This window comes from Stenotrophomonas sp. 80084_Sma (genome assembly GCF_056481995.1).
In genome coordinates this window covers 1667257-1688578 of the sequence record NZ_CM151177.1, presented here as the reverse complement: position 1 = coordinate 1688578, position 21322 = coordinate 1667257, and the positions used below count along the sequence as shown (strand labels likewise).

General features: G+C 66.6%; 21 protein-coding genes. 9 read left to right on the top strand and 12 right to left on the bottom strand.

Annotation, left to right across the window (positions count from 1 at the left end; translation table 11 throughout):
* Positions 1 to 112: 112 nt before the first annotated feature.
* From ACZK3W_RS07865 to ACZK3W_RS07845, 5 genes are all read right to left on the bottom strand, one after another.
* A complete protein-coding gene (locus ACZK3W_RS07865) occupies positions 113 to 862 on the bottom strand; it encodes a cytochrome c1 (RefSeq protein WP_032128878.1) in 750 nt (249 codons plus the stop codon).
* On the bottom strand, positions 855 to 2114 hold the full coding sequence (locus tag ACZK3W_RS07860; RefSeq protein ID WP_032128877.1) for a cytochrome b: 1260 nt from the start codon (positions 2112 to 2114) through the stop codon (positions 855 to 857). The genes ACZK3W_RS07865 and ACZK3W_RS07860 overlap by 8 nt, the downstream gene beginning before the upstream one ends.
* A complete protein-coding gene (gene petA / locus ACZK3W_RS07855; RefSeq protein ID WP_010486121.1) occupies positions 2114 to 2734 on the bottom strand; it encodes a ubiquinol-cytochrome c reductase iron-sulfur subunit in 621 nt (206 codons plus the stop codon). The genes ACZK3W_RS07860 and petA overlap by 1 nt, the downstream gene beginning before the upstream one ends.
* Before the next feature lie 200 nt (positions 2735 to 2934).
* The gene (locus ACZK3W_RS07850; protein WP_125893525.1) at positions 2935 to 3861 is read right to left on the bottom strand and encodes a lytic transglycosylase domain-containing protein; all 927 of its coding nucleotides are present in this window, start codon (positions 3859 to 3861) and stop codon (positions 2935 to 2937) included.
* A 46-nt stretch (positions 3862 to 3907) separates the two neighbouring features.
* Positions 3908 to 4876: a helix-turn-helix transcriptional regulator gene (locus ACZK3W_RS07845; RefSeq protein ID WP_293794655.1), complete on the bottom strand. Its 969-nt coding sequence runs from the start codon at positions 4874 to 4876 to the stop codon at positions 3908 to 3910.
* An 80-nt stretch (positions 4877 to 4956) separates the two neighbouring features.
* Between ACZK3W_RS07845 and ACZK3W_RS07840 the strand changes: the two genes are divergently transcribed.
* Complete coding sequence (locus ACZK3W_RS07840; protein ID WP_012510589.1) at positions 4957 to 5577, top strand: glutathione S-transferase family protein; 621 nt, start codon at positions 4957 to 4959, stop codon at positions 5575 to 5577.
* Positions 5578 to 5775: 198 nt separating this feature from the next.
* The gene (gene miaB, locus ACZK3W_RS07835; protein WP_125893521.1) at positions 5776 to 7194 is read left to right on the top strand and encodes a tRNA (N6-isopentenyl adenosine(37)-C2)-methylthiotransferase MiaB; all 1419 of its coding nucleotides are present in this window, start codon (positions 5776 to 5778) and stop codon (positions 7192 to 7194) included.
* 79 nt (positions 7195 to 7273) lie between these two features.
* Here miaB and ACZK3W_RS07830 read toward each other — a convergent pair whose 3' ends face one another.
* From ACZK3W_RS07830 to ACZK3W_RS07820, 3 genes are read right to left on the bottom strand one after another with little or no spacing between them, the layout of a single operon-like run.
* Positions 7274 to 8386, bottom strand: coding sequence for an ABC transporter permease (locus tag ACZK3W_RS07830; protein ID WP_478450624.1), 1113 nt, complete (start codon positions 8384 to 8386; stop codon positions 7274 to 7276).
* Entirely contained in the window at positions 8383 to 9306 is a 924-nt protein-coding gene (locus ACZK3W_RS07825; RefSeq protein ID WP_125893517.1) for an ABC transporter ATP-binding protein, read from the bottom strand. The genes ACZK3W_RS07830 and ACZK3W_RS07825 overlap by 4 nt, the downstream gene beginning before the upstream one ends.
* Positions 9307 to 9326: 20 nt before the next feature.
* Complete coding sequence (locus ACZK3W_RS07820) at positions 9327 to 10283, bottom strand: HlyD family secretion protein (RefSeq protein ID WP_478450623.1); 957 nt, start codon at positions 10281 to 10283, stop codon at positions 9327 to 9329.
* 483 nt (positions 10284 to 10766) lie between these two features.
* On the opposite strand from ACZK3W_RS07820, the gene ACZK3W_RS07815 reads away from it, so the two are divergent.
* From ACZK3W_RS07815 to ACZK3W_RS07785, 7 genes are all read left to right on the top strand, one after another.
* The gene (locus ACZK3W_RS07815) at positions 10767 to 11753 is read left to right on the top strand and encodes a PhoH family protein (protein WP_019337148.1); all 987 of its coding nucleotides are present in this window, start codon (positions 10767 to 10769) and stop codon (positions 11751 to 11753) included.
* A complete protein-coding gene (gene ybeY, locus ACZK3W_RS07810; RefSeq protein ID WP_478450622.1) occupies positions 11750 to 12235 on the top strand; it encodes an rRNA maturation RNase YbeY in 486 nt (161 codons plus the stop codon). Before ACZK3W_RS07815 ends, ybeY begins: the two co-directional genes overlap by 4 nt.
* 62 nt (positions 12236 to 12297) lie before the next feature.
* Positions 12298 to 12885 carry a hypothetical protein gene (locus tag ACZK3W_RS07805; RefSeq protein WP_260467285.1) on the top strand — a complete coding sequence of 196 codons (588 nt, stop codon included), beginning with the start codon at positions 12298 to 12300 and terminating at the stop codon, positions 12883 to 12885.
* Positions 12885 to 13472: a hypothetical protein gene (locus tag ACZK3W_RS07800; protein ID WP_182267537.1), complete on the top strand. Its 588-nt coding sequence runs from the start codon at positions 12885 to 12887 to the stop codon at positions 13470 to 13472. Before ACZK3W_RS07805 ends, ACZK3W_RS07800 begins: the two co-directional genes overlap by 1 nt.
* Before the next feature lie 64 nt (positions 13473 to 13536).
* Positions 13537 to 14418 carry an HlyC/CorC family transporter gene (locus tag ACZK3W_RS07795; protein WP_005408827.1) on the top strand — a complete coding sequence of 294 codons (882 nt, stop codon included), beginning with the start codon at positions 13537 to 13539 and terminating at the stop codon, positions 14416 to 14418.
* A complete protein-coding gene (locus tag ACZK3W_RS07790; RefSeq protein ID WP_125893511.1) occupies positions 14415 to 15665 on the top strand; it encodes a lipoprotein N-acyltransferase Lnb domain-containing protein in 1251 nt (416 codons plus the stop codon). The genes ACZK3W_RS07795 and ACZK3W_RS07790 overlap by 4 nt, the downstream gene beginning before the upstream one ends.
* Positions 15666 to 15671: 6 nt before the next feature.
* Positions 15672 to 16694, top strand: coding sequence for a magnesium and cobalt transport protein CorA (locus ACZK3W_RS07785; protein WP_125893509.1), 1023 nt, complete (start codon positions 15672 to 15674; stop codon positions 16692 to 16694).
* A 172-nt stretch (positions 16695 to 16866) separates the two neighbouring features.
* Here the strand turns inward: ACZK3W_RS07785 and ACZK3W_RS07780 are convergent, their stop codons facing one another.
* From ACZK3W_RS07780 to ACZK3W_RS07765, 4 genes are all read right to left on the bottom strand, one after another.
* Positions 16867 to 18231 (bottom strand): NAD-dependent succinate-semialdehyde dehydrogenase, encoded by a 1365-nt coding sequence (locus tag ACZK3W_RS07780; RefSeq protein WP_180837462.1) that lies wholly within the window; start codon positions 18229 to 18231, stop codon positions 16867 to 16869.
* 83 nt (positions 18232 to 18314) lie between these two features.
* On the bottom strand, positions 18315 to 19157 hold the full coding sequence (locus ACZK3W_RS07775) for an ABC transporter permease subunit (RefSeq protein ID WP_253143299.1): 843 nt from the start codon (positions 19155 to 19157) through the stop codon (positions 18315 to 18317).
* A complete protein-coding gene (locus tag ACZK3W_RS07770; RefSeq protein WP_049399899.1) occupies positions 19154 to 20086 on the bottom strand; it encodes an ABC transporter permease subunit in 933 nt (310 codons plus the stop codon). Before ACZK3W_RS07770 ends, ACZK3W_RS07775 begins: the two co-directional genes overlap by 4 nt.
* Complete coding sequence (locus tag ACZK3W_RS07765; protein ID WP_478450621.1) at positions 20083 to 21219, bottom strand: ABC transporter ATP-binding protein; 1137 nt, start codon at positions 21217 to 21219, stop codon at positions 20083 to 20085. Before ACZK3W_RS07765 ends, ACZK3W_RS07770 begins: the two co-directional genes overlap by 4 nt.
* Between the last annotated feature and the right edge of the window lie 103 nt (positions 21220 to 21322).

Sequence of the window (21322 nt, the reverse complement as noted above, 5' to 3'; positions counted from 1 at the left end):
CGCCTGCCGCATCGGCGCCGCCGGCACCGTGCCAGCGATCGACTCCTCCCCGAGTGTGCAACCGACCATCACAAAAGCCAATAGGCCCGTGTGATGGTCGGCGGCAGTGAATTCAGTGAACGTCCTTCCAGTATTCCTTCTTCAGCAGGTACAGCAGGAAGGTCAGCAGGGCCAGGAACAGGATCACCCACACGCCCAGCTGCTGGCGCTTGAGCGCGGCCGGTTCGCCGGCGTATTCGAGGAAGTTGGTGATGTCACGCACGGCCTGGTCGTACTGTCCGGCATCGACGTTGCCTGGCGTTTCCAGGCGCAGGCCGGTCACCGGCGGGTCCATGCCCGGCGCCTCCGGCTTGCCATGCACGGCATGCTGCAGGCCCTGCATTTCCCACAGCGGGTTGGGCATGGACGCGTTGGCGAACAGCGCGTTGTTCCAGCCCAGCGGCCGGCTGCTGTCCAGGTAGAACGACTTGAGGTAGGTGTAGACCCAGTCACTGCCGCGCACGCGCGCGATCAGGCTGAGGTCCGGCGGCATCTTGCCGAACCACTTCTCGGCGTTCTCCTTGGGCATCGCCACCGGAATCGGGTCACCGATCGCCGAGCCGGTGAAGTTGAGGTTGTTCATCACCTCTTCCTCGGTCAGGCCCAGGTCCTGCGCCATCCGCGAATAGCGCAGGTACTTCAGCGCATGGCAGCCGGAGCAGTAGTTCATGTACAGCTGCGCGCCGCGCTGCAGCGAGGCGCGGTCACCGAGATCGTTGCCGGCCTGCAGCAGCTTGGTGCCGCCCTCGGCGGCGGAGGCCAGGAAACTGCCCAGCATCAGGGCGGCCGTCAGGGCCAGCCGGACCATCCAGCGTTCAGTCATGGGTTGTCACCCTCTCCGGTACCGGCTTGGTCCTGTCCAACCTTGTCCATAGCGGCATGGTGATGAAGAACGCGAAGTACAGGAAGGTCAGCACCCGCCCGATGTAGGTCTCGTGCACGTCGGTGCCTGGGCCGGAACCGATCACGCCCAGCCAGACGAAGCACACCGCCAGTACGCCCAGCATCACCTTCGAGATCCAGCCGCGGTAGCGCACCGATTTCACCTTCGCCTTGTCCAGCCACGGCACCAGGAACAGGATCGCGATGGCCGAGAACATCACGAGCACGCCGCCCAGCTTGTTCGGCACCACGCGCAACATCGCGTAGTACGGCGTGTAGTACCAGACCGGCTTGATGTGCTCCGGGGTCACCAGGCGGTTGGCCTCGGTGAAGTTGTCGTGCTCCAGGAACAGGCCGCCGAAACCGGGCGCGAAGAAGATGATGAAGGCGGCGATGATCAGCAGGAAGCCGGCGCCGACACCGTCCTTGAGCGTGTAGTACGGGTGGAACGGGATGCCGTCGGCCGGCGCGTTCGGCGACCAGCGGTTGCCCTTCGGCCCCTTCTTGATCTCCACCCCGTCCGGGTTGTTCGACCCCACTTCATGCAGCGCACCCAGGTGCAGCACCACCAGCAGCAACAGCACCAGCGGCAAAGCGATGACATGCAGCGCGAAGAAGCGGTTGAGCGTGGCGTCACTGGGCAGGTAGTCGCCCATGATCCACTCGGTCAGGCCGTTGCCGATCACCGGTATGGCGCCGAACAGCGAGATGATCACCTTGGCGCCCCAGAACGACATCTGGCCCCACGGCAGCACGTAGCCCATGAACGCTTCGGCCATCAGCACCAGGTAGATCAGCATGCCCAGGATCCACACCAGCTCGCGCGGCTTCTGGTAACTGCCGTACAGCAGGCCGCGGAACATGTGCAGGTAGACCACGATGAAGAACAGCGAGGCCCCGGTGGAGTGCATGTAGCGGATCAGCCAGCCCCACTCCACATCGCGCATGATGTATTCGATGGAACCGAACGCCTCGGCGGCGTTGGTCTTGTAGTGCATCGTCAGGAAGATGCCGGTGACGATCTGGTTGACCAGCACCAGCAGCGCCAGCGAACCGAAGTAGTACCAGATGTTGAAGTTCTTCGGCGCGTAGTACTCGCTGACGTGCTTGCGGTACACCGGCATCAGGCCCGGTGCCCGGGCATTGACCCAGTCGGCCACGCCGCTGGCGGTACGGCTGAGGATATTGGCCATCAGGCAGCCCCCTGCGGATCGACACCGATGATGATGGTGTTGTCGTCCTGGTAGTGGTGCGCGGGCACCTTCAGGTTGATCGGCGCCGGCACGTCCTTGAAGACGCGGCCGGACATGTCGAAGCGCGACTTGTGGCAGGGGCAGAAGTAACCGCCCTTCCACTGCGGGTCGTAGGGTTCAGGCCGGATCTCGGCGACCATTTCCGGCGAGCAGCCCAGGTGCGTGCACAGGCCGACCAGCACGGAGATGTCCGGCTTGATCGAGCGCAGCTCGGGGTTCTGCTTCAGCACGTACTCCGGCTGCTGGTCCTTCTCGCCGGACTCGGGGTCCTTGAGACGGCCATCCAGCCCGTGCAGCGCATCGAGGATCGCCTTGGACCGTTTGACGATCCAGATCGGCTGGCCACGCCATTCCACGATCAGGCGTTGGCCTTCCTGCAGGGCGCTGATGTCGGCCACCACCGGTGCGCCGGCAAGCTTGGCGCGGGCACTGGGGTTCCAGGATTTGATGAAAGGAACTGCGGTGAATCCGACGCCGACGGCGCCCACCACGGCTGTGGTGGCAGAAAGAAAACGCCGACGTCCGGTGTTGACTGGATCGTGTACCCCATCGTTGGCCATCCGGCACTCCGATATTGATTAGGTAGCTTTAAGGCTGCCAGCGGATCCGGTGGGGGCCAGAGCCGCATTGAATCACGGTCGAGTGTAGCGGAACCGTCGCGCGCCACACAACGCATTGCAACAACATTGATTGCGGGGTTGCCGGCCAGCGGCCGGTCGGTACCGGCCATTGCCCAGGGGTTGCCGGCCAGCGGCCGGCACTACTGGTGCGTCAATGCGGTGCGGTAACGCTCGGCCAGCTGCCCGACCCGGCGCACGTAGTACTGGGTTTCGCTGTAGGGCGGCACGCCACCGTGGCGGTCGACCGCGCCTTCGCCGGCGTTGTAGCCGGCGGCGGCAAGGGTCAGGTCGCCATTGAAGCGCTTCAGCAGCCATGCAAGATACTGCACGCCGCCACGGATGTTCTGCCCGGCATCGTAGGAATCACTGACCCCGAAGCGCGCGGCGGTTGGCGGCATCAGCTGCATCAGTCCCTGCGCACCCGCGCGGCTGAGCGCGGTCGGGTTGTAGGCCGACTCGGCGTGGATGATCGCGCGCACCACAGCCTCTTCCACACCGAACTCGCGCGCGGCCGAGGTGATCTCGGCCTGGAAGGCCGAGGTGTTCAGGCGCACGGTGCCGAAGTCCACGCGTGGATTGACCCCGCACGCGTAGCAGCGCTCCATGAAACTGTAGCGGATGGTCCGGACCGGGCCGAGATTGGCGACCTGGGTCGGGCGCGCACTGGTGTAGTGGCGCACGCCGTCCTTCATGAAGGAATAGACCTGGCCGCTGACCATGCGTCCGGCGCGCGGGGCGACCGGCTGTGCTGGAGCAGCTGCGGGCGCGGATGCAGATGTCGGCGCGGCCGCTGCCGGCGTTGCGGCGCTGGCGGCAACGGCCACCGGATTGCGTTCGATGCTGGCCACTGCGGTCGGCGTCGGCCTGGGCGCGGCCACGACGGGGCGCGGCGCCGGACGGGGGTCGCGGCTGTAGCTGATGGTACTGCAGCGCGCACCCGCCACCCGCTTGCTCACATAACTGGTGACGCCGTCAGGGCCCTGGCACTTGTACAGGGTTCCGGCGCTGGCCGGCGCAGCGGTCAGCGCAGCGATGATGATCGCCGTTGTCCCCAGTATCCCCTTCATGGCGGCGAGTGTCCCAGCTTCGCCGGGGCTTGCCAAGCGATGTGGCTCAGCCTGTGACCGGCGGCACAGCCAGTACCTGGCCGAGCCCGGCCAGGCGCTGGGCCAGTTCGTCGCGCAGGCCCGGCGGCGTGGTCCACAGCGCCACCGGCACGCGGTCCAGGCTCAGGATCTGCGCCAGCATCATGCCCCGGCTCTCAGCACCCATGCGCAGCAGGCAGTGCTCGGTGCCGTCCGCCTCCAGCACCCCGCACCAGGGTGGAATGCGACCTTCCAGCTCGGCGCGGCTGCCGGCCAGACGGACGATGGCCTGCAGCGCGAACGGGGCCTGGCTGACCGCCTGCCGCACCATCACGTCCGGCGGCGCCGGGGTGCGCCGGTGCATGCCCGGCTCGGAGCACTCACGCACCTCGCCCATCCGGTCCACTCGCAGGGTGCGCCAGTCCTGCCGGCCCAGATCCCAGGCCAGCAGGTACCAGCGCCGCCCGTAGTTGACCAGGTGCTGGGCCTCGACCTCGCGCTGGGTCACCGCGTCCTGCGCACTACGGTACTCGAAGGCCAGCCGCGCCGCCTGCCGGCAATGCAGGGCCAGCCGGCCCAGCAGGCGTGCATCGGTTGACGGAAGATCGGACAGGGTAGCCGTCGCTGCATGCACCTCGCCTGCCTGCTGGCGACGGCGGGCCGGCACCAGCGGGTCGAGCTTGGACAGCAGGCCACGCGCGGTGTCGTCGATCCCGGCGACGGTGGCCGAGGCCGCACGCAGCGCGATGGCCAGGGTGGTCGCCTCCTCCTCGTCCAGCAGCATCGGCAACACCGGCGCGCCGGACCCCAGCTGGTAGCCGCCACCAACGCCGGCCGAGGCCTGTACCGGGTAACCCAGCTCGCGCAGGCGCTCGATGTCACGGCGGATGCTGCGCCGGTCCACGCCCATGCGCTCGGCCAACTCGGCCCCGGACCACTGGCGACGGGCCTGCAGCAGGGCGATCAGGCGCAACAGTCGATGGGCGGTATGGCGCATGAAGGATCGAGGACAGAAGTCGTCCGCAATAGTGCCCCAGGATGAGCTCCAGTTCACCACCCACCGCAAGGAGCAATGCCATGACATCCCGCCAGATCACCCTGTACCACGCCGCCCGTTCACGCTCGAGCGGCGCCGTGGCCCTGCTCGAAGCGCTGGGTGCCGACTACCGCATGCAGGTGCTGGACCTGAAGGCCGGCGCCAACCTGGCCCCGGCCTACCTGGCCATCAACCCGATGGGCAAGGTGCCGGCTATCGTCCACAACGGCGCACTGGTGACCGAGCAGGTGGCGATTTACCTGTACCTGGCCGACCTGTACCCGGAAGCCGGGCTGGCCCCGCCGATCGGCGACGCCCTGCGCGGCCCCTACCTGCGCTGGATGGCCTTCTACGGCGCCTGTTTCGAGCCGGCGATGATCGACAAGGCGATGCATCGCGAGCCGCCGCCGCGCCTGATGTCGCCCTACAACGACGCGGAGACGGTGCTGCAGGTGATCGAAGCCCAGCTGGCGCAGGGGCCGTACCTGCTCGGCGAGACGATGAGCGCCGCCGACGTGCTGTGGGGCAATGCGCTGGCCTGGACCACCGCCTTTGGCCTGGTGCAGCCGGCGCCGGCCACGGCTGATTACATTGCACGGATGAGTGCGATGACCGCTTTCGACCGTTCGCGGCAGATCGATGCGGAGCTGGCAGCGGCCTGAGGCATGCCGACGGGCGCGGCCGGGCGCTACCGGGGGGACCCGGAATTCCAGTAGATCCACGCCATGCGTGCATGACCCGCCCGCCGTGCCTGCGGGACGGAAAGCAGCCAGGCATGGCCTGGCTCTACTGGGCCGGCGCGCGCGCTGGGATGCGGGTAGAATTGCCCGCTTTCCCGCCACCCGAATGGATTAAGCGCCATGACCGGGACGCCAGACGTCTTTCCGCCCGCCACGCCGGGCGGTACCCCGCTCGTTGCCCTGCCCGCCGGTCCGCGCAAGCCCGACCAGGTGAAAGGCAAGCTGTACATCAAGACCCACGGTTGCCAGATGAACGAGTACGACTCGGCCAAGATGGCCGACGTGCTTGCCGCCAGCGATGGGCTGGAACTGACCGACAGCCCGGACGACGCCGACGTCATCCTGGTCAATACCTGCTCCATCCGCGAGAAGGCGCAGGAGAAGGTATTCAGCCAGCTGGGCGTATGGAAGAGCCTGAAGAACAAGGGCCGCGAGGTCATCATCGGCGTGGGCGGCTGCGTCGCTTCGCAGGAAGGCGAGGCAATCATCAAGCGCGCGCCGTTCGTCGACCTGGTGTTCGGCCCGCAGACCCTGCACCGCCTGCCGGAATTGATCCGTGCACGGCGCGAGCAGAAGCGCCCGCAGGTGGACATCAGCTTCCCTGAGATCGAGAAGTTCGACCGCCTGCCCGAGCCACGCGCCGAAGGTGCTTCGGCCTTCGTCTCGATCATGGAAGGTTGTTCCAAGTACTGCTCGTTCTGCGTGGTGCCCTACACCCGCGGTACCGAAGTCAGCCGCCCGTTCGAGGACGTGGTGGTGGAGGTGGCGCAGCTGGCTGCACAGGGCGTGCGTGAGATCAACCTGCTCGGCCAGAACGTCAACGCCTACCGTGGGCCCTATGGGGACGGCGAGTTCGCCGACCTCGGCCTGCTGATCCGCACCATCGCCGAGATCGATGGCGTCGGCCGCATCCGCTTCACCACCTCGCATCCGCTGGAGTTCAGCGATTCGCTGATCGACGCGTTCCGCGACGTGCCGCAGCTGGCCAACTTCCTGCACCTGCCGGTACAAGCAGGCAGCGACCGCGTGCTGTCGGCGATGAAGCGTGGCTACACCGCACTGGAATTCAAGTCGAAGATCCGCAAGCTGCGCGCGGTGCGCCCGGACATCTCGATCAGCTCGGACTTCATCGTCGGTTTCCCCGGCGAGACCGATGCCGACTTCGAGAAGACCATGAAGCTGATCGAGGACATCGGCTTCGACCACAGCTTCTCCTTCATCTATTCGCGTCGCCCGGGTACACCGGCTGCGGATCTGGAGGACACGATCAGCGATGCCGAGAAGCACGCGCGCCTGTCGCGCCTGCAGGAACGCATCAATGCGCACGCTGCCGGCATTTCCGAAAAGATGGTCGGTACCGTGCAGACGGTGCTGGTGGAAGGTCCTTCGCGGAAGAACCCGAACGAACTGACCGGCAAAACCGAGAACATGCGTTCGGTGAATTTCCCGGCGCCGGCACGATTGATCGGCCAGTTCGTGGACGTGGTGATCACCGAAGCGCTGACCAATTCGCTGCGCGCGCGGGTGGTGGCGGAATAAGGTTAGGGTGTGCCGACCAACGGTCGGCACCCACCGGAGTTGATGCCGGCCAGCGGCCGGCACTACCGGATGGCATGCCTCAATCCAATCGCTTGCGGAAACGCAGGATCGCCAGAGTCATCATCACCACGATGAAGGCCAGCAGCGCCAGTGCATCGTGCCACAGCTCCCACAGCGAGGCGCCGCGCAGCATGATGCCGCGCACCAGGCGCAGGAAGTGGGTCAGCGGCAGCACTTCGGCCAGCCACTGCACCGGCCGTGGCATGCCGACGAACGGGAACATGAAGCCCGACAACAGGATCGACGGCAGGAACAGGAACAGCGTCATCTGCATCGCCTGGAACTGCGAGCGCGCGCGCGTGGAGATCAGCAGGCCCAGCGCCAGGTTGGCCAGCACCAGCAGCACCGCGGCCAGATAGATGTCCAGCAGGCTGCCGCGGATCGGCACCTGGAACAGCCAGGTGCCCAGCACCAATACCAGCGTGGTCTGCAGCAGACCGATAGCCGCATAGGGCAGAACCTTGCCGACCATCAGTTCGCTGCGCGACACCGGTGTGGCGATCAGCAGTTCCATGTTGCCGCGCTCGCGTTCGCGCACCACCGCTACGGCCGTGAACATCACCAGGGTCATGGTCAGGATCACCCCGATCAGGCCCGGCACGATGTTCACCGCCGAACGCCGCTGCGGGTTGTAGAAGCTGGTCACGCTGATCGGACCACCAGCGATGCTGCCTTCGCGCAGCGGCCGCGTGTTGCTGGTCGGACGCGTATCCAGCGGCACCTGTGCCAGCTGGATCGCTGCGCTCTGCACCACGGTGTCGCTGCCGTCGACCAGCACCTGTACCGCTTCGCGTCCATCGAAGCGACGACGCTCAAAGTCGGCCGGCACCACGATGCCGACACTGATTTCGCCACGGCGCAGCGCCTGCATCAGTTGATCGGGCGTGTACGCCTCGCTGCGCGGCGTGATCACGCCGGTGGCGACCATGTCCTGCACCAGCGCGCGTGACGCCGCGCTGTTGGCCTGGTCGGCGACACCGGCGTTGAGATGGCGCAGGTTGAGATTGATCGCGCAGCCGAACAGCAGCAGCTGCATCACCGGAATGCCGACGATCATCGCCAGCGTGATGCGGTCGCGGCGCAGCTGCCGCAGCTCCTTGAGCATGATCGCCCACAGGCGGCGCAGGTTCATGCCGCCGGCTCCCGGCCACGGCCGCGGGTGGCCGCCACGAACACGTCTTCCAGGTTCGGTGCCACCGCCTCGATGCGGGCCTGCGGATCGGCGCTGGCCAGCGCGCGCCGCAATGCGGCGGCGTCCGCGACATCCTCGCTGCACAATACCCGCAGCTGGGTGCCGATCTGCGCCACGCTCAGCACGCCGGGCAGCTCAGACAGTGCGCGGCTGGCCTGGCGCGGCTGCGTCGAGGTGACCTGCAGCGTGCGGCCGTCCAGCCGTGCACACAGTTCGGCCGGCGTGCCGTCGGCGACCAGCGCGCCTCGATCGAGGATCGCCAGCCGGTGGCAACGCTCGGCCTCGTCCATGTAGTGGGTCGACACCAGCACCGTCGTGCCGGCATCGGCCAGCTCGAACAGGGCTTCCCAGAAATCGCGGCGCGATTCGGGATCGACCGCACTGGTCGGCTCGTCCAAGAACAGCAGTTCGGGCGAATGCACCACGGCACCGGCCAGGGCCAGGCGCTGCTTCTGGCCACCACTGAGCGTGCCAGCCAGTTGTGGCTGGCGGTCCTGCAGCCGGTATTGCTGCAGCAGCGCCTTGATCCGCTGCCGGGCCTGCGCACGCGGCAGGTCCTGGATGGCGGCGAGGAACTCCAGGTTCTCGCGCACCGACAGGTCTTCGTACAGCGAGAAGCGCTGGGTCATGTAGCCGATGCGCCGGCGCAGCGCCTCTGCCTGCTCCGGCACCGCCAACCCCAGCACCTCGATCTGCCCTGCGCTGGGTTCCAGCAGGCCGCACAGCATGCGGATGGTGGTCGACTTGCCAGACCCGTTCGGGCCCAGAAAACCGTATACCTGTCCGCGCGGTACGGTCAGGTCGACGTTGTCCACGGCCAGCAGCTCGCCGAAGCGGCGGGTCAGGCCCTGCGCATGCACCGCGATGTCCGCACCGGTGTTCAGAAGCGCACCTGTATCGGAAGACCCGCTGGCAGTTTCTGCATGTCGCTGTTCCCGTCCACTTCAATCTCGGCCAGATAGCTCAGCCGTTCGACGTCATCGCCGGTCAGTGCGTAGTACGGCGTGAACGATGGTTCGCTACGGATCGCACGTACATGCCCCTTCAGCACGGTGTTGCCGCCTTCCAGCTGTATCTGCGCGGCGTGCCCGACCTTGACCTGCAGACGCAGCGGTTGCGGCAGGTAGACGCGCGCATAGGGGCGCTCGCCGACCAGCATCACTGCCAGCGGCGCACCGATCGGTGCCTGGTCCCCCTGCCGGTAGGGCAATGCATCGACTACCCCGTCGCGCGGTGCACGCAACTGCAGCTTCTGCAGGTTCACGCTCTGTACCACCTGCTGTGCCCGTGCGGCATCGGCGGCCGCCTGGCCCTGGGCGATATCCTGCACACGGCTGCCGTGCACCTGCTCCAGCCAGGCCTGTTCGGCGGCACGCACGCTGGCCTCGGCATTGCCGGCGGCGGCACGTGCGCGATCCAGTTCGGCGGCGGCGATCAGGCGCTGCTGCGCCAACGGCTGGACCCGTCGGTAATAGGCACTTGCTTCGGCAGCCTGTGCGCGCAACGCGGCCAGTTGTGCCTGGGCCTGAGCGATCTGCTCCTGGCGTGGGCCGATCTGCAGTTCTTCCAGCTGCGCCTGCGCACGCGCCGTATCAGCCTGCGCTGCGGCGAACTGCGCGTCTCCCCGCGCCGGGTCCAGCTGCATCAGCACGGTCCCGGCCTTGACCTGCTGGCCCTCGCGCACCTCCACCGTGGCGATCACTTCGGCCGCCGGTGCCGGCACCGTGATCCGGTCCCACTCCAGCGTGCCCAGCGCAGTCGGCGTTGACTGCCCACACCCCACCAGCAGGCCGATGCCCGCCAGTCCGATTCCACGCATCCCGTTGCCGATGCCCATGCCATCCCCTCCTGCGACGGCGACACGGTGCCATGTGCCCCGTGCACCCTCAATGATTCCAATCAGCCCTGACGGTTTTTTCACCACGCGTGGGCAAGCCTTTTGCTGCAAGGCTCCGCACCACCTATCCACAGGTTGATTCGGCATCATTCCACAACCGTTGTGGAAATCCGGCAGGACCCGGCGCTGTTGCTCGCCCGGCAACGAAACCTGCACTGCCATCACGATGAATGCCCCCCGTGCAGGCGCCCCGTGGCAGTGCTGCCGTAGCGACCGGCGACCATGACGCTTTTTTCACCAGGACCTCATGGGCCTTGTGGCACAAGCATTGCGAAGGTCTATCCACAGGTTTCCGCGTGCCCCGTCCACACCGGGTGTGGAAAACGCTGTATCGACCGTCTGCTGGCCGTGTGCCCCGCACGCGCGCTACCCTTGTCCTCCCTGAATACACTGCGGTGGAAGGCGTCCGCCCCACCCCAAGCAATGAAAAGCATCGATCATCGAGACTTCACCCTGTCGCCGGAAGACAACGAGCGACTGGCCAACCTGTGCGGCCCCTTCGACGGGCACCTGCGCCAGATCGAGCTGAAGCTCGGCGTGGAGATCGCAAATCGTGGCTTCGTGTTCCGCATCAGCGGCCCCAACGAAGCCATCGTCGAGGCGCAGAAGCTGGTTGAAGCGCTGTACGCCGAAGCCGGCGAAACGACCTTCGACAACCACGCCATCCACCTGCGCCTGGCGCAGGCCAATGTCGAGCAGATCGCCGAGCGCTCCTACGAAGCGCAGGAGGTTGCGATCAAGGTCAAGCGCGGCACAGTGCGCGGCCGCGGCGCCAACCAGGGCCGTTACCTGCACCAGATCGCCACCCACGACATCAACTTCGGCATCGGCCCGGCCGGCACCGGCAAGACTTTCCTGGCCGTGGCCAGCGCGGTCGAAGCCCTGAATGAATCGCGGGTGCAGCGCCTGATCCTGGTGCGCCCGGCGGTGGAGGCCGGCGAGAAGCTTGGCTTCCTGCCCGGCGACCTGAGCCAGAAGGTCGATCCCTACCTGCGACCGCTGTACGACGCCCTGTACGAGATGATGGGCGTGGAAAAGGTGGTCAAGCTGCTGGAGAAGAACGTCATCGAGATCGCGCCGCTGGCCTACATGCGCGGCCGCACGCTCAACGATGCGTTCGTGATCCTGGACGAAGCACAGAACACCACCATCGAGCAGATGAAGATGTTCCTGACCCGCCTGGGCTACGGCTCCACTGCGGTGGTCACCGGTGACCTGACCCAGACCGACCTGCCCAAGCACGTGAAGTCCGGCCTGCGCGACGCCATCGACGTGCTGCGTGAGGTCGAGGGCGTCAGCTTCACCTTCTTCGAATCCCGTGACGTGGTCCGCCACCCGCTGGTCGCGCGCATCGTGAGCGCGTACGACCGCCGCGACCTGCATCAGATCCAACCTGGAGCAACTCCATGACCCGTGGTCCCGTGCGATTGGACGTCGCCGTCAGCTATGCCCTGCCGCGCGCCGGCCTGCCGGCGGCAGTGAGCTTCCGCAAGTGGGTGGCCGCCGCGTTGAAGGGCCGCATCCGCGAGGCCGATCTGGCCATCCGCGTGGTCGATGCCAAGGAAGGACAGTCGCTGAACCGCCATTACCGCGGCAAGGACTACGCCACCAACGTGCTCAGCTTCCCGGCCGAAGTGCCAGAAGGCCTGCCCAAGGGCGTCAAGTTCCCGCTGCTGGGTGACCTGGTGATCTGTGCTCCGGTCGTGGCACGGGAGGCCGACGAACAGGGCAAGGCACTCAATGCCCATTACGCGCATCTGACCGTGCACGGCGTGCTGCACCTGCTCGGCTGGGACCACGAGGACGACAAGGAAGCCGAGGTGATGGAGCAGCTGGAGCGGGAAATCCTGGCCGAGCTGGGCATCGACGATCCATACGCGGGCGAGCGCTGAGCGGGCCACCGCCCGTTGCCAGGAACACGAGAGGAACAAGGATGACCTCGGGAAACGGCTCAATGATGTTTGTGATCGGCGCCACCTTGTTCGCCATGCTGCTGGTGCTGGGTGCCTATACCGTGCGCCGCGTCGGCGCCCGCGCCCCCAGCGGCAGGCACTGGCTGCTGCGCAGCGTGGCCCTGCTCTCGCCCGTGTGCCTGCTGGCCGGGCTGGCGATCGGCATGATCGGCCCGCACCTCAGCGGACGGTTGGAACCGGCCCATCTCCCCGGCCTGCTTGAAACGTCGATGGTGCTGACGCTGGTGGGTGCACTGACCCTTCCGGTCCTGTGGCGGATGATCGTGCACCGCCGCCTGGGCCGCTCCGTGAACGCACTCCCGTTCTTCCACGCCAGCCGCACCTCGCTGCTGGTGCTGTTCGTGCTGGCTGTGATCTACATGAAAGTGGCCAGGACCGCGGCAGCGGAACTGATGCCCTGGCTGACCAGCCCGGGCCTGTGGCCGGCGGTGGCGCGCATCGCGGGGCAATCGATGCAGGTCGCCATGCTTGCGGTCGTGCTGACCCTCTCACTGATGGTCGTGCGGCGGGCGATGACCGGTTTCCTGCGCCTTCTCACCGGGCTGTTCCGGCGCTCGCCGGGGCTATGATGGCGGCCCTTCGCCTGCGGAAACCGACCGTGTCACTGCGCTGCTGCCTGCCCCTGCTCTGTGCCCTCGCCGCTCCCTCCGCCTTCGCCACCAGCCTGGACCTGCCGGCCCTGATCGAATGCCGCCAGGGCGTGGCCGAGCAGGCCGCGCTGGCGCCGCTGCTGGCCGATCCGCTGAAGGCCGTGGCCCAGGGCCTGCAGCCGCTGCCGCAGGGCAACCAGTTCATGAGCGAGTTCCGGCTGGCCAGCCCGATCACCGTCTTCGGCCAACAGACCGAGCGGGTGGCGGTGGCCGGCGCCAGCATCATGGCGGTGCTCGACCAGGCCGACCCACGCCCGCTGGCCAAACGGCTGGAATTGGAGACCGGCTACGACCAGGACGGCAAGTTCATGGCCGGTCGCGAACTGGTCAGCCGCGACGTGACCGACCCGAAGACCGGCGAGGCCCAGATCGAGTCGATCATCCTCAGCGTCTCCACCGTGGCCTCCCACCCCGGCAAGACCCTGGCCGGCTGCACCTACAGCCTGGACCTGCCCGAGGAGGAGCCGGCCCCGGCCGCCCCAACCCCGGCCACCGGCAGTCACTGACAGGCCGTCACATCCTGCTAGACTTGGGTCAACGCCCGGCCTGCCGGGTGCCTTTTTTCCAGAGATGTCAGAAGACGACAGTAGTAGCTCCCCTGCGGAGCACAGTGAAAAGAAGCGCGGCTGGCTTGAACGCCTGACCTCCGCCTTCTCCGGCGAACCCCATACCCGCGACGAGCTGGTCGCTGTCCTGCACACCGCGCAGGAAGAGGGTCTGATCGCCGCCGATACCCTGAAGATGATGGAAGGCGCCATTTCGGTGGCCGAGCTGACCGTGGGCGACGTGATGATTTCGCGCTCGCAGATGGTCTCGCTGCCGGTTGAAGCGCCCTTCCTGGAACTGATGAAGCAGGTGGTCGAATCCGGCCATTCGCGCTTCCCGGTACACGGCGAGAACAAGGACGACATCCTTGGCATCCTGTTGGCAAAGGACCTGCTGCGCGGCGTGGTTGCCGACAACGGCCCGGCCAACGTGCGCGAGCTGCTGCGCCCGGCGGTGCTGATCCCGGAAGCGAAGAAGCTCAACGTGCTACTGAAGGAATTCCGCCTGTCGCGCAACCACATGGCCATCGTGGTGGACGAGTACGGCGGTGTCGCCGGCCTGGTCACCATCGAGGACGTGCTGGAACAGATCGTCGGCGAGATCGACGATGAGCATGACGAGGCTGAAGATCCCTCGGCGCAGATCGCCATCCAGTCCGACGGCCAGTACGTGGTCGACGCGCTGACCCCGATCGGCGACTTCAACGAGCGCTTCGGCGCGACGTTCTCCGACGAGGACTACGACACCATCGGCGGCCTGGTCACCGAGGCCGTGGGCCATCTGCCGGAAGTCGGTGACGAGCTGGCGCTGGATCGCTTCATGTTCCGCGTGGCCCGCGCCGATGCGCGCCGGGTACAGGCCTTCCACGTGACCGTGCTGCCGCCGGACGCGCAGGACGACGCTTGAAGCGCCGCGGCCTGATCCTCATGGTGTGGCTGGCACTGTGCGTGCTGGCCATGGCCCTGCCGCTGGCCGCCTTCGCGCAGCCGGTCGCAGCCACACCTGCCGTACCCGCGACCAACGCTGAAGCCCCTGCCCCGCGCATCGGCGTGGTGACCATGCAGCCGGGCACCGTGTTCTTCGAACGCTTCGGCCACGACGCCATCGTCGTGGTCGATCCGGTCAGCGGCGAGGCAACCTCGTACAACTTCGGCTACTTCGATCCGTCCGAGGACGATTTCATCAGCCGCTTCGCACGCGGCGACATGATGTATTACCTGGTGGCGCTGCCGTTGCAGCAGGACCTGTCCTACTACGACGAGACCGGCCGTGGCGCCAGCGTGCAGTGGCTGGACCTGCGCCCGGACCAGGCGCGTGCGCTGGCCGCCGACCTGGCCGAGCGGGCCAAGCCGGAAAACGCGCGCTACCACTACGATTACTACACCGCCAACTGCGCCACGATGGTGCGCGACACGGTGGACAAGGCATTGGGTGGCGGCCTGCAGTCGCAGCTGTCGGGGCGCTCGCGCGGCAACACCTACCGCAGTGAATCGGTCCGCCTGGCGTCGCCGGCACCGTGGATGTGGCTGGGCTTCGATGTCGGCCTTGGGCCGTTCGCCGACCAGCCGCTGTCGCGCTGGCAGGAAGCCTTCGTGCCGATGCGCCTGGCCGATGCGCTGCGCCAGGCACGCAACACCGATGGCCGTCCGCTGGTGCAGTCCGAACAGGAACTGCTGCCGCATCGTATCGATCCGGAGCCGAAGGAATTCGCGCGCCGCTGGTGGCCGTGGCTGCTGCTCGGGCTGATCGTGGCCGGCGGCGTGCTGGCGCTGCGCAACCGCCCGCGCCTGCTGGCCGGGCTGGCCCTGCCGTTCTGGCTGCTGTGCGCCCTGTTTGGTGGCGTGCTGGTGTTCCTGTGGGGCTTCAGCATCCACTACGCCGCGTGGGCCAATCGCAACCTGCTGTTGCTTTCGCCGCTGGCCGTGCTGCTGTTGCCGGGTGCAATCGCCCTGCTGCGTCGTCGCGTGCCGGGCCGCATGTTCAGGATCGTGCTGTGGCTGCTGGCGGTACAGGCGGTGGCCGCGCTGGTACTGCACTGGCTGAGCCTGCAGGCACAGTACAACGTGCAGTGGATCGTGCTGCTGCTGCCCGTCCACGTCGCGCTGGCATGGGTGCTGGGGCGTACTCCTCACTTGTCCAAAACACAGCCCTGACGCACGATGGCGGGCATGTCATTGCCCGCCTCCGCTTCCGCCCCCGCTTCGGCCAACCCTACCTGCGTCATCAACTGCGTCCACTACGATGACGAGGGCAAGCGCCACGACATCAGCCTGGATGCCATCAGCGATGTCATTGCCAGTGGCAACGGCTTCGTCTGGGTCGGCCTGTACGACCCCAACGAAGACGTGCTGCTGAAACTGCAGGAAGAATTCTGCCTGCACGACCTGGCCATCGAGGATGCGCGCAACGCGCACCAACGGCCCAAGGTCGAGACCTATGGCAACTCGTTGTTCGTGGTGGTGACCACCGCGCAGATGGTCGACGAACGCATCCAGTATGGCGAAACCCATGCCTTCCTCGGCCCGCGCTTCCTGGTGACGGTCCGCCACGGCGCCTCGCTGTCCTACGCGCCGGTGCGCGCACGCGTCGAGCGCGAGCCGCAGCTGCTGAAGATGGGCCCGTCGTACTGCCTGTACGCGGTGACCGACTTCGTGGTCGACAACTACCTGCCGATCGTGCACCGCTTCCGCGACACCCTGGACCTGCTGGAAAAGGACATCTTCGCCGACACCTACAAGCGCAGCACGGTGGTGCGGCTGTACGAGCTCAAGCGCGAACTGAACAAGATGCGGATGGCGGTGGCACCGCTGCAGGATGTGCTGGCGCAGCTGCGCCGCTACCAGGGCGAGCTGATCCCCGACGAAGTGAAGCTGTACATCCGCGACGTCCACGACCACGCAGTACGCATCAGCGATGTGATCGACACGCTGCGTGAGATGCTGGGCACCGCGCTGAGCGTGAACCTGTCGCTGGTGACGCTGGCGCAGGGCGAGACGGTCAAGCGGCTGGGTGCATGGGCCGCGCTGCTGGCGGCGCCGACACTGATCACCAGCTGGTACGGCATGAACTTCAGCCACATGCCGGAGTTGAGCGAGCCGTGGTCGTACCCGCTGATGATCGTGGGCGTGGGCGGTGTGTGCGTGGGGCTGTACCGGTTGTTCAAGCGCGCGAAGTGGTTGTGAGGGGTATCGACCAACGGTCGATACCCACCGCGCAGGTAGGCCACGACCGTTGGCCGTGGCGCATGACCCGCCTTCTGTAGAGTCGAGCCATGCTCGACTTGCTATACGACGCATTCCGTAGAATCGAGCGAAGCGCAGTCGAGCATGGCTCGACTCTACAGAAGCAGCGGCATCAGGCCACGTAGACGGTCTTGATGTTCATGAACTCATGGATGCCGTGGTCGGCCAGCTCCCGGCCGAAACCGGACTGTTTGCTGCCGCCGAACGGAAGCCGCGCGTCGCTCTTGACGATGGCGTTGACGAACGCTGCACCACACTCCATGCGCTGCGCGAAACGTTCGCCGCGCACTGGATCGCGCGTCCACACGCTGCCGCCCAGGCCGAAGCGGGTGTCGTTGGCCACGCGCAGTGCCTCGGCCTCATCCTTGACCCGGATCACTGCGGCCACCGGCCCGAACAGCTCCTCGTCATACGCCGGCATGCCCGGGCCGACCTGGTCGAGCACCGTGGCCGGATAGCCGGCATGGGTGCCGGCAATCGGCTCACCACCGATCAGCACCCGCGCGCCCTTGGCCACGCTGGCCTGCACCTGCTTGTGCAGTTCGTCACGCAGGTCGGCGCGAGCCATGGGCGCCAGCGTGGTACCGCGCTCATCGGGATCGCCGTACTGGCGCTCGCCCGCCGCCTGCACAAAGCGACGGGTGAATTCATCGGCCACCGCCTCGACCACGATGAAGCGCTTGGCCGCGATGCAGGTCTGCCCGCTGTTGTCGAAGCGCGACTTCACTGCCGCGGCCACGGTCTTGTCGAGGTCGGCATCGTCGAGCACCACGAAGGCATCGCTGCCACCCAGCTCCATCACCGACTTCTTCAGCTGGCTGCCGGCATTGGAGGCGATCGAGCGCCCTGCCCGCTCGCTGCCGGTCAGCGTCACCGCCTTCACCCGTGCGTCGCGCAGCACGTCGGCGGCCTGGTCGTTGTCGATGTGCAGCACGTCGAACACGCCATCAGGCAGGCCGCCGTCACGGCACACCGCCAGGATCAGGTCGGCGCACTGCGGCACGTTGCTGGCGTGCTTGAGCAGGGCCACGTTGCCAGCCATGAAGGCTGGCGCGAGGAAACGGAACACCTGCCAGATCGGGAAATTCCATGGCATCACCGCGAACACGCAGCCGATCGGCTCGTAGCGCACATAGCTGCGCTGTGCTTCGGTGTCGATCAGCTGCGGCTTGAGGTAATCAGCGGCGTGGTCGGCGTAGAACTCGCAGGTCGCCGCGCACTTGTCGACCTCGGCCAGCGCCTCCGCCTTGAGCTTGCCCATCTCGTGGGTCATCGCCTGCTGCAGATCATCGCGGCGCGCACGCAGTTGGCCAGCGATCTGCTTGAGGATCGCCCCCCGCTCCTGCAGCGAGCGCTCGGCCCAGCCGGGGAAGGCATCGGCAGCAGCCTGCAGGCGCTGCTCGATGTCGGCAGCACCCATCAGTTCATGGCGGTAGGTCACCTGGCCGGTGGCCGGGTCGACAATCTCGACGGTCATGGGGGATCTCCATCTGGAAGACCCCCATTGTGCGCCGCCGGCCGTGAGCCGGATGTTGCCGACGCTGTCGACAAACCGTGTGCTCAGCCGTTTTCCTGCCGCGCCAGCTGCAGGTCGCGCTTGCGCCGTTTCTCGGCGCGGGCGTTGATGTACCAGCCGATCACCGCGGCGATCGACACCGCCGACACCAGCAGGGTGGCCAGTGCGTTGATCTTCGGGCTGATGCCCATGCGCACCGAGGCGAACACCTTCATCGGCAGCGTGGTCGAGCCCGGCGTGGCGACGAAGCTGGCCACCACCACGTCATCCAGCGACAGAGTGAACGCCAGCAGCCAGCCCGCCACCAGCGCCGGTGCGATGATCGGCAGGGTGATGCGGCCGAACACAGTCAACCGGCTGGCGCCCAGGTCCATCGCCGCCTCTTCCAGCGACAGGTCCATTTCCTGCAGCCGCGAGGACACCACCACGGTGACGAAGCACAGGGTGAAGGTGACATGGGCGATCCAGATGGTGGTCAGGCCGCGCGCCGGGAAGCCGGGAATCGCGCCCATCGAGGCCAGCAGCGCCATCAACGAGAAGCCCAGGATCACATCCGGCATCACCAGCGGCGCGGTGACCAGCGCGCCGAACAGCGGCTTGCCACGGAAGCGCTTGAAGCGCGTCATCACCATCGCCGCCAGCGTGCCCAGCACGGTGGCGGTACAAGCGGTCCAGAACGCCACCACCAGGCTGGTCCACATCGCATCCATCAGCGCGCGGTCGGCGAACAGGTCGCTGTAGGCACGGGTGGAGAACCCGGCCCAGACCATCGCCAGCCGCGAGCTGTTGAACGAATAGAACATCAACAGCAGGATCGGCAGGTACAGGAAGGCGAAGCCGAGCAGCAGCACGCCCAGCCCCAGGCCCTTTGCGCTACGCGGACTCATGCCTGCTTCCCTTCCAGCAGGCGCTGCTGGGAACGGTTGAACAGCAGGATCGGCACCAGCAGCAACAGGATCATCGCCACCGCCATCGCCGAGGCGCCCGGCCAGTTGCGGTTGTTGAAGAACTCGTTCCACAGCTGGCGGCCCACCATCAGCGTCTCCGAGCCACCCAGCATTTCCGGGATCACGAATTCACCAATGGCCGGAATCATCACCAGCATGCAGCCGGCGATGATGCCCGCCTTGGACAACGGCAGGGTGATGCGCAGGAACGCCTGCCACGGCTTGGCACCAAGGTCGTAGGCGGCTTCCAGCAGGCGGTGGTCATGCTTGACCAGATTGGCGTACAGCGGCAGCACCATGAACGGCAGATAGCAGTAGACGATGCCGATATAGGCGGCGGTCGGGGTGTCGATCAGCTGCAGTTTCGGCAGGCCCATCGACGTCATCAGCGTCTGCAGGCCGGTGAACTGCAGGAACTGGTCGAGCAGGCCGTTGCGGTCCAGGATCGCCTTCCATGCATACACGCGGATCAGGAACGAGGTCCACGACGGCAGCACCACCAGCATCATTGCCACGTTGCGTGCGGCGGGCGACAGGCGGGCGATGGCATAGGCCATCGGGTAGCCGATCAGCAGGGTCAGGAAGGTCGAGATCGCCGCGATCTTGATCGAGCTCAGGAACGCCTGCGCATAGATCGAATCGCGGAACAGCGCCAGGTAGTTTTCCAGGTTCAGCTTCAGCGAGAAGCCGCCGTCGGCGTACTGCAGCAGCCAGGTGTACGGCGGCGAGCCGACCCGGCTGAGCGAGAAGCTGATCATCAGCACGATCAGGAACGGCACTGCGAAGAACAGCAGCAGCCACAGGTACGGAATGCCGATCACCGTGGCACGCAGCCCCGGCAGCCAGCGCTTCAGGCCGGCGACGCTCATGAGGTCAGCACCACGCCGTCGTTGTCGCGCCAGTGCACCCACACGCTGTCACCCCAGGTGAGGCCGTCGCTGGCCCAGCGCTGCGAGTTGGCGAAGTTGGCCAGCACCTTGGCACCGCTGGGCAGGCGCACGTGGTACACCGAGTGGCTGCCGAAGTAGGCAATGTCCTCGATCACGCCCTGCGCCTTGTTGGTGTGCCCTTCCGGCTCGTCCTTGCCGATCATCACCTTTTCCGGGCGCAGCGCGAACGCGACCGGCTGCCCTTCATAGCCGGTGATGCCATGGGCGATGTAGATCGGCGCAGGGAACAGCGGCGAGCGCACGGTCACGTACTCGGGAAGGTCCTCGTCGATCACCCCGTCGAACAGGTTGACCGAACCGATGAACTCGGCGACGAAGCGGTTGGCCGGCTGCTCGTAGACCTCGTCCGGCTTGCCGACCTGCTGGATCCAGCCGGCATCCATCACCGCGATGCGGGTGGCCATGGTCATCGCTTCTTCCTGGTCGTGGGTGACCATCACGCAGGTCACACCCGACGATTCGATGATGCTGACCAGTTCCAGTTGCATCTGCGAGCGCAGTTTCTTGTCCAGCGCGCCCATCGGCTCGTCCAGCAACAGCAGCTTCGGCCCTTTGGCCAGCGACCGCGCCAGCGCCACGCGCTGCTGCTGGCCGCCGGACAGCTGATGCGGCTTGCGCTTGCCCAGGTAGCCCATCTGCACCAGGTCGAGCATCTCGCCGACGCGCTTGCTGATCGCGTCCTTACCCAGGCCATCCTGCTTCAGGCCGAAGGCGATGTTCTGCTCGACCGTCATGTGCGGGAACAGGGCGTAGGACTGGAACATCATGTTGACCGGCCGCTGGTACGGCGGCAGCGCGTCCAGGCGCTGGCCATCGAGGGTGATGCTGCCCTTGGTAGGCGTCTCAAAGCCGCCGAGGCAGCGCAGCAGGGTCGATTTGCCACTGCCGGAGCCACCGAGCAGGGCAAAGATCTCGCCCTTGCGCACGTCCAGGTTGACGTCGTCGACGGCGACGAAACCGTCGAATTCCTTGCGCAGGTCACGAATGGAGAGATAGCCGGGCGCACCGGTCGTGTCGACGACGGTGGCTACCGGCTGGGCTTCAACGGGCATGGGGGCTCCGGGAGCGGGCGGTGGACAGCGGCCGCCATTCTAACGGCCGGGGGGCCCAGGGGATATGACGGCGGCAGGCGGAAGCGGCCGCTGGCCAGCCCCG

Excerpts from the sequence above, each read along its gene's own strand:
- ACZK3W_RS07805 (WP_260467285.1), top strand. The coding sequence starts at position 12,298 with ATGATGTTTGTGATCGGCGCCACCTTGTTCGCCATGCTGCTGGTGCTG.
- ACZK3W_RS07800 (WP_182267537.1), top strand. The coding sequence starts at position 12,885 with ATGGCGGCCCTTCGCCTGCGGAAACCGACCGTGTCACTGCGCTGCTGC.
- ACZK3W_RS07770 (WP_049399899.1), bottom strand. The coding sequence starts at position 20,086 with ATGAGCGTCGCCGGCCTGAAGCGCTGGCTGCCGGGGCTGCGTGCCACG.
- ACZK3W_RS07785 (WP_125893509.1), top strand. The coding sequence starts at position 15,672 with ATGGCGGGCATGTCATTGCCCGCCTCCGCTTCCGCCCCCGCTTCGGCC.
- ACZK3W_RS07840 (WP_012510589.1), top strand. The coding sequence starts at position 4,957 with ATGACATCCCGCCAGATCACCCTGTACCACGCCGCCCGTTCACGCTCG.
- ACZK3W_RS07815 (WP_019337148.1), top strand. The coding sequence starts at position 10,767 with ATGAAAAGCATCGATCATCGAGACTTCACCCTGTCGCCGGAAGACAAC.
- ACZK3W_RS07850 (WP_125893525.1), bottom strand. The coding sequence starts at position 3,861 with ATGAAGGGGATACTGGGGACAACGGCGATCATCATCGCTGCGCTGACC.
- ACZK3W_RS07845 (WP_293794655.1), bottom strand. The coding sequence starts at position 4,876 with ATGCGCCATACCGCCCATCGACTGTTGCGCCTGATCGCCCTGCTGCAG.
- ACZK3W_RS07795 (WP_005408827.1), top strand. The coding sequence starts at position 13,537 with ATGTCAGAAGACGACAGTAGTAGCTCCCCTGCGGAGCACAGTGAAAAG.
- ACZK3W_RS07860 (WP_032128877.1), bottom strand. The coding sequence starts at position 2,114 with ATGGCCAATATCCTCAGCCGTACCGCCAGCGGCGTGGCCGACTGGGTC.
- ybeY (WP_478450622.1), top strand. The coding sequence starts at position 11,750 with ATGACCCGTGGTCCCGTGCGATTGGACGTCGCCGTCAGCTATGCCCTG.
- ACZK3W_RS07820 (WP_478450623.1), bottom strand. The coding sequence starts at position 10,283 with ATGGGCATCGGCAACGGGATGCGTGGAATCGGACTGGCGGGCATCGGC.
- ACZK3W_RS07765 (WP_478450621.1), bottom strand. The coding sequence starts at position 21,219 with ATGCCCGTTGAAGCCCAGCCGGTAGCCACCGTCGTCGACACGACCGGT.
- ACZK3W_RS07775 (WP_253143299.1), bottom strand. The coding sequence starts at position 19,157 with ATGAGTCCGCGTAGCGCAAAGGGCCTGGGGCTGGGCGTGCTGCTGCTC.
- petA (WP_010486121.1), bottom strand. The coding sequence starts at position 2,734 with ATGGCCAACGATGGGGTACACGATCCAGTCAACACCGGACGTCGGCGT.
- ACZK3W_RS07830 (WP_478450624.1), bottom strand. The coding sequence starts at position 8,386 with ATGAACCTGCGCCGCCTGTGGGCGATCATGCTCAAGGAGCTGCGGCAG.
- ACZK3W_RS07865 (WP_032128878.1), bottom strand. The coding sequence starts at position 862 with ATGACTGAACGCTGGATGGTCCGGCTGGCCCTGACGGCCGCCCTGATG.
- ACZK3W_RS07780 (WP_180837462.1), bottom strand. The coding sequence starts at position 18,231 with ATGACCGTCGAGATTGTCGACCCGGCCACCGGCCAGGTGACCTACCGC.
- miaB (WP_125893521.1), top strand. The coding sequence starts at position 5,776 with ATGACCGGGACGCCAGACGTCTTTCCGCCCGCCACGCCGGGCGGTACC.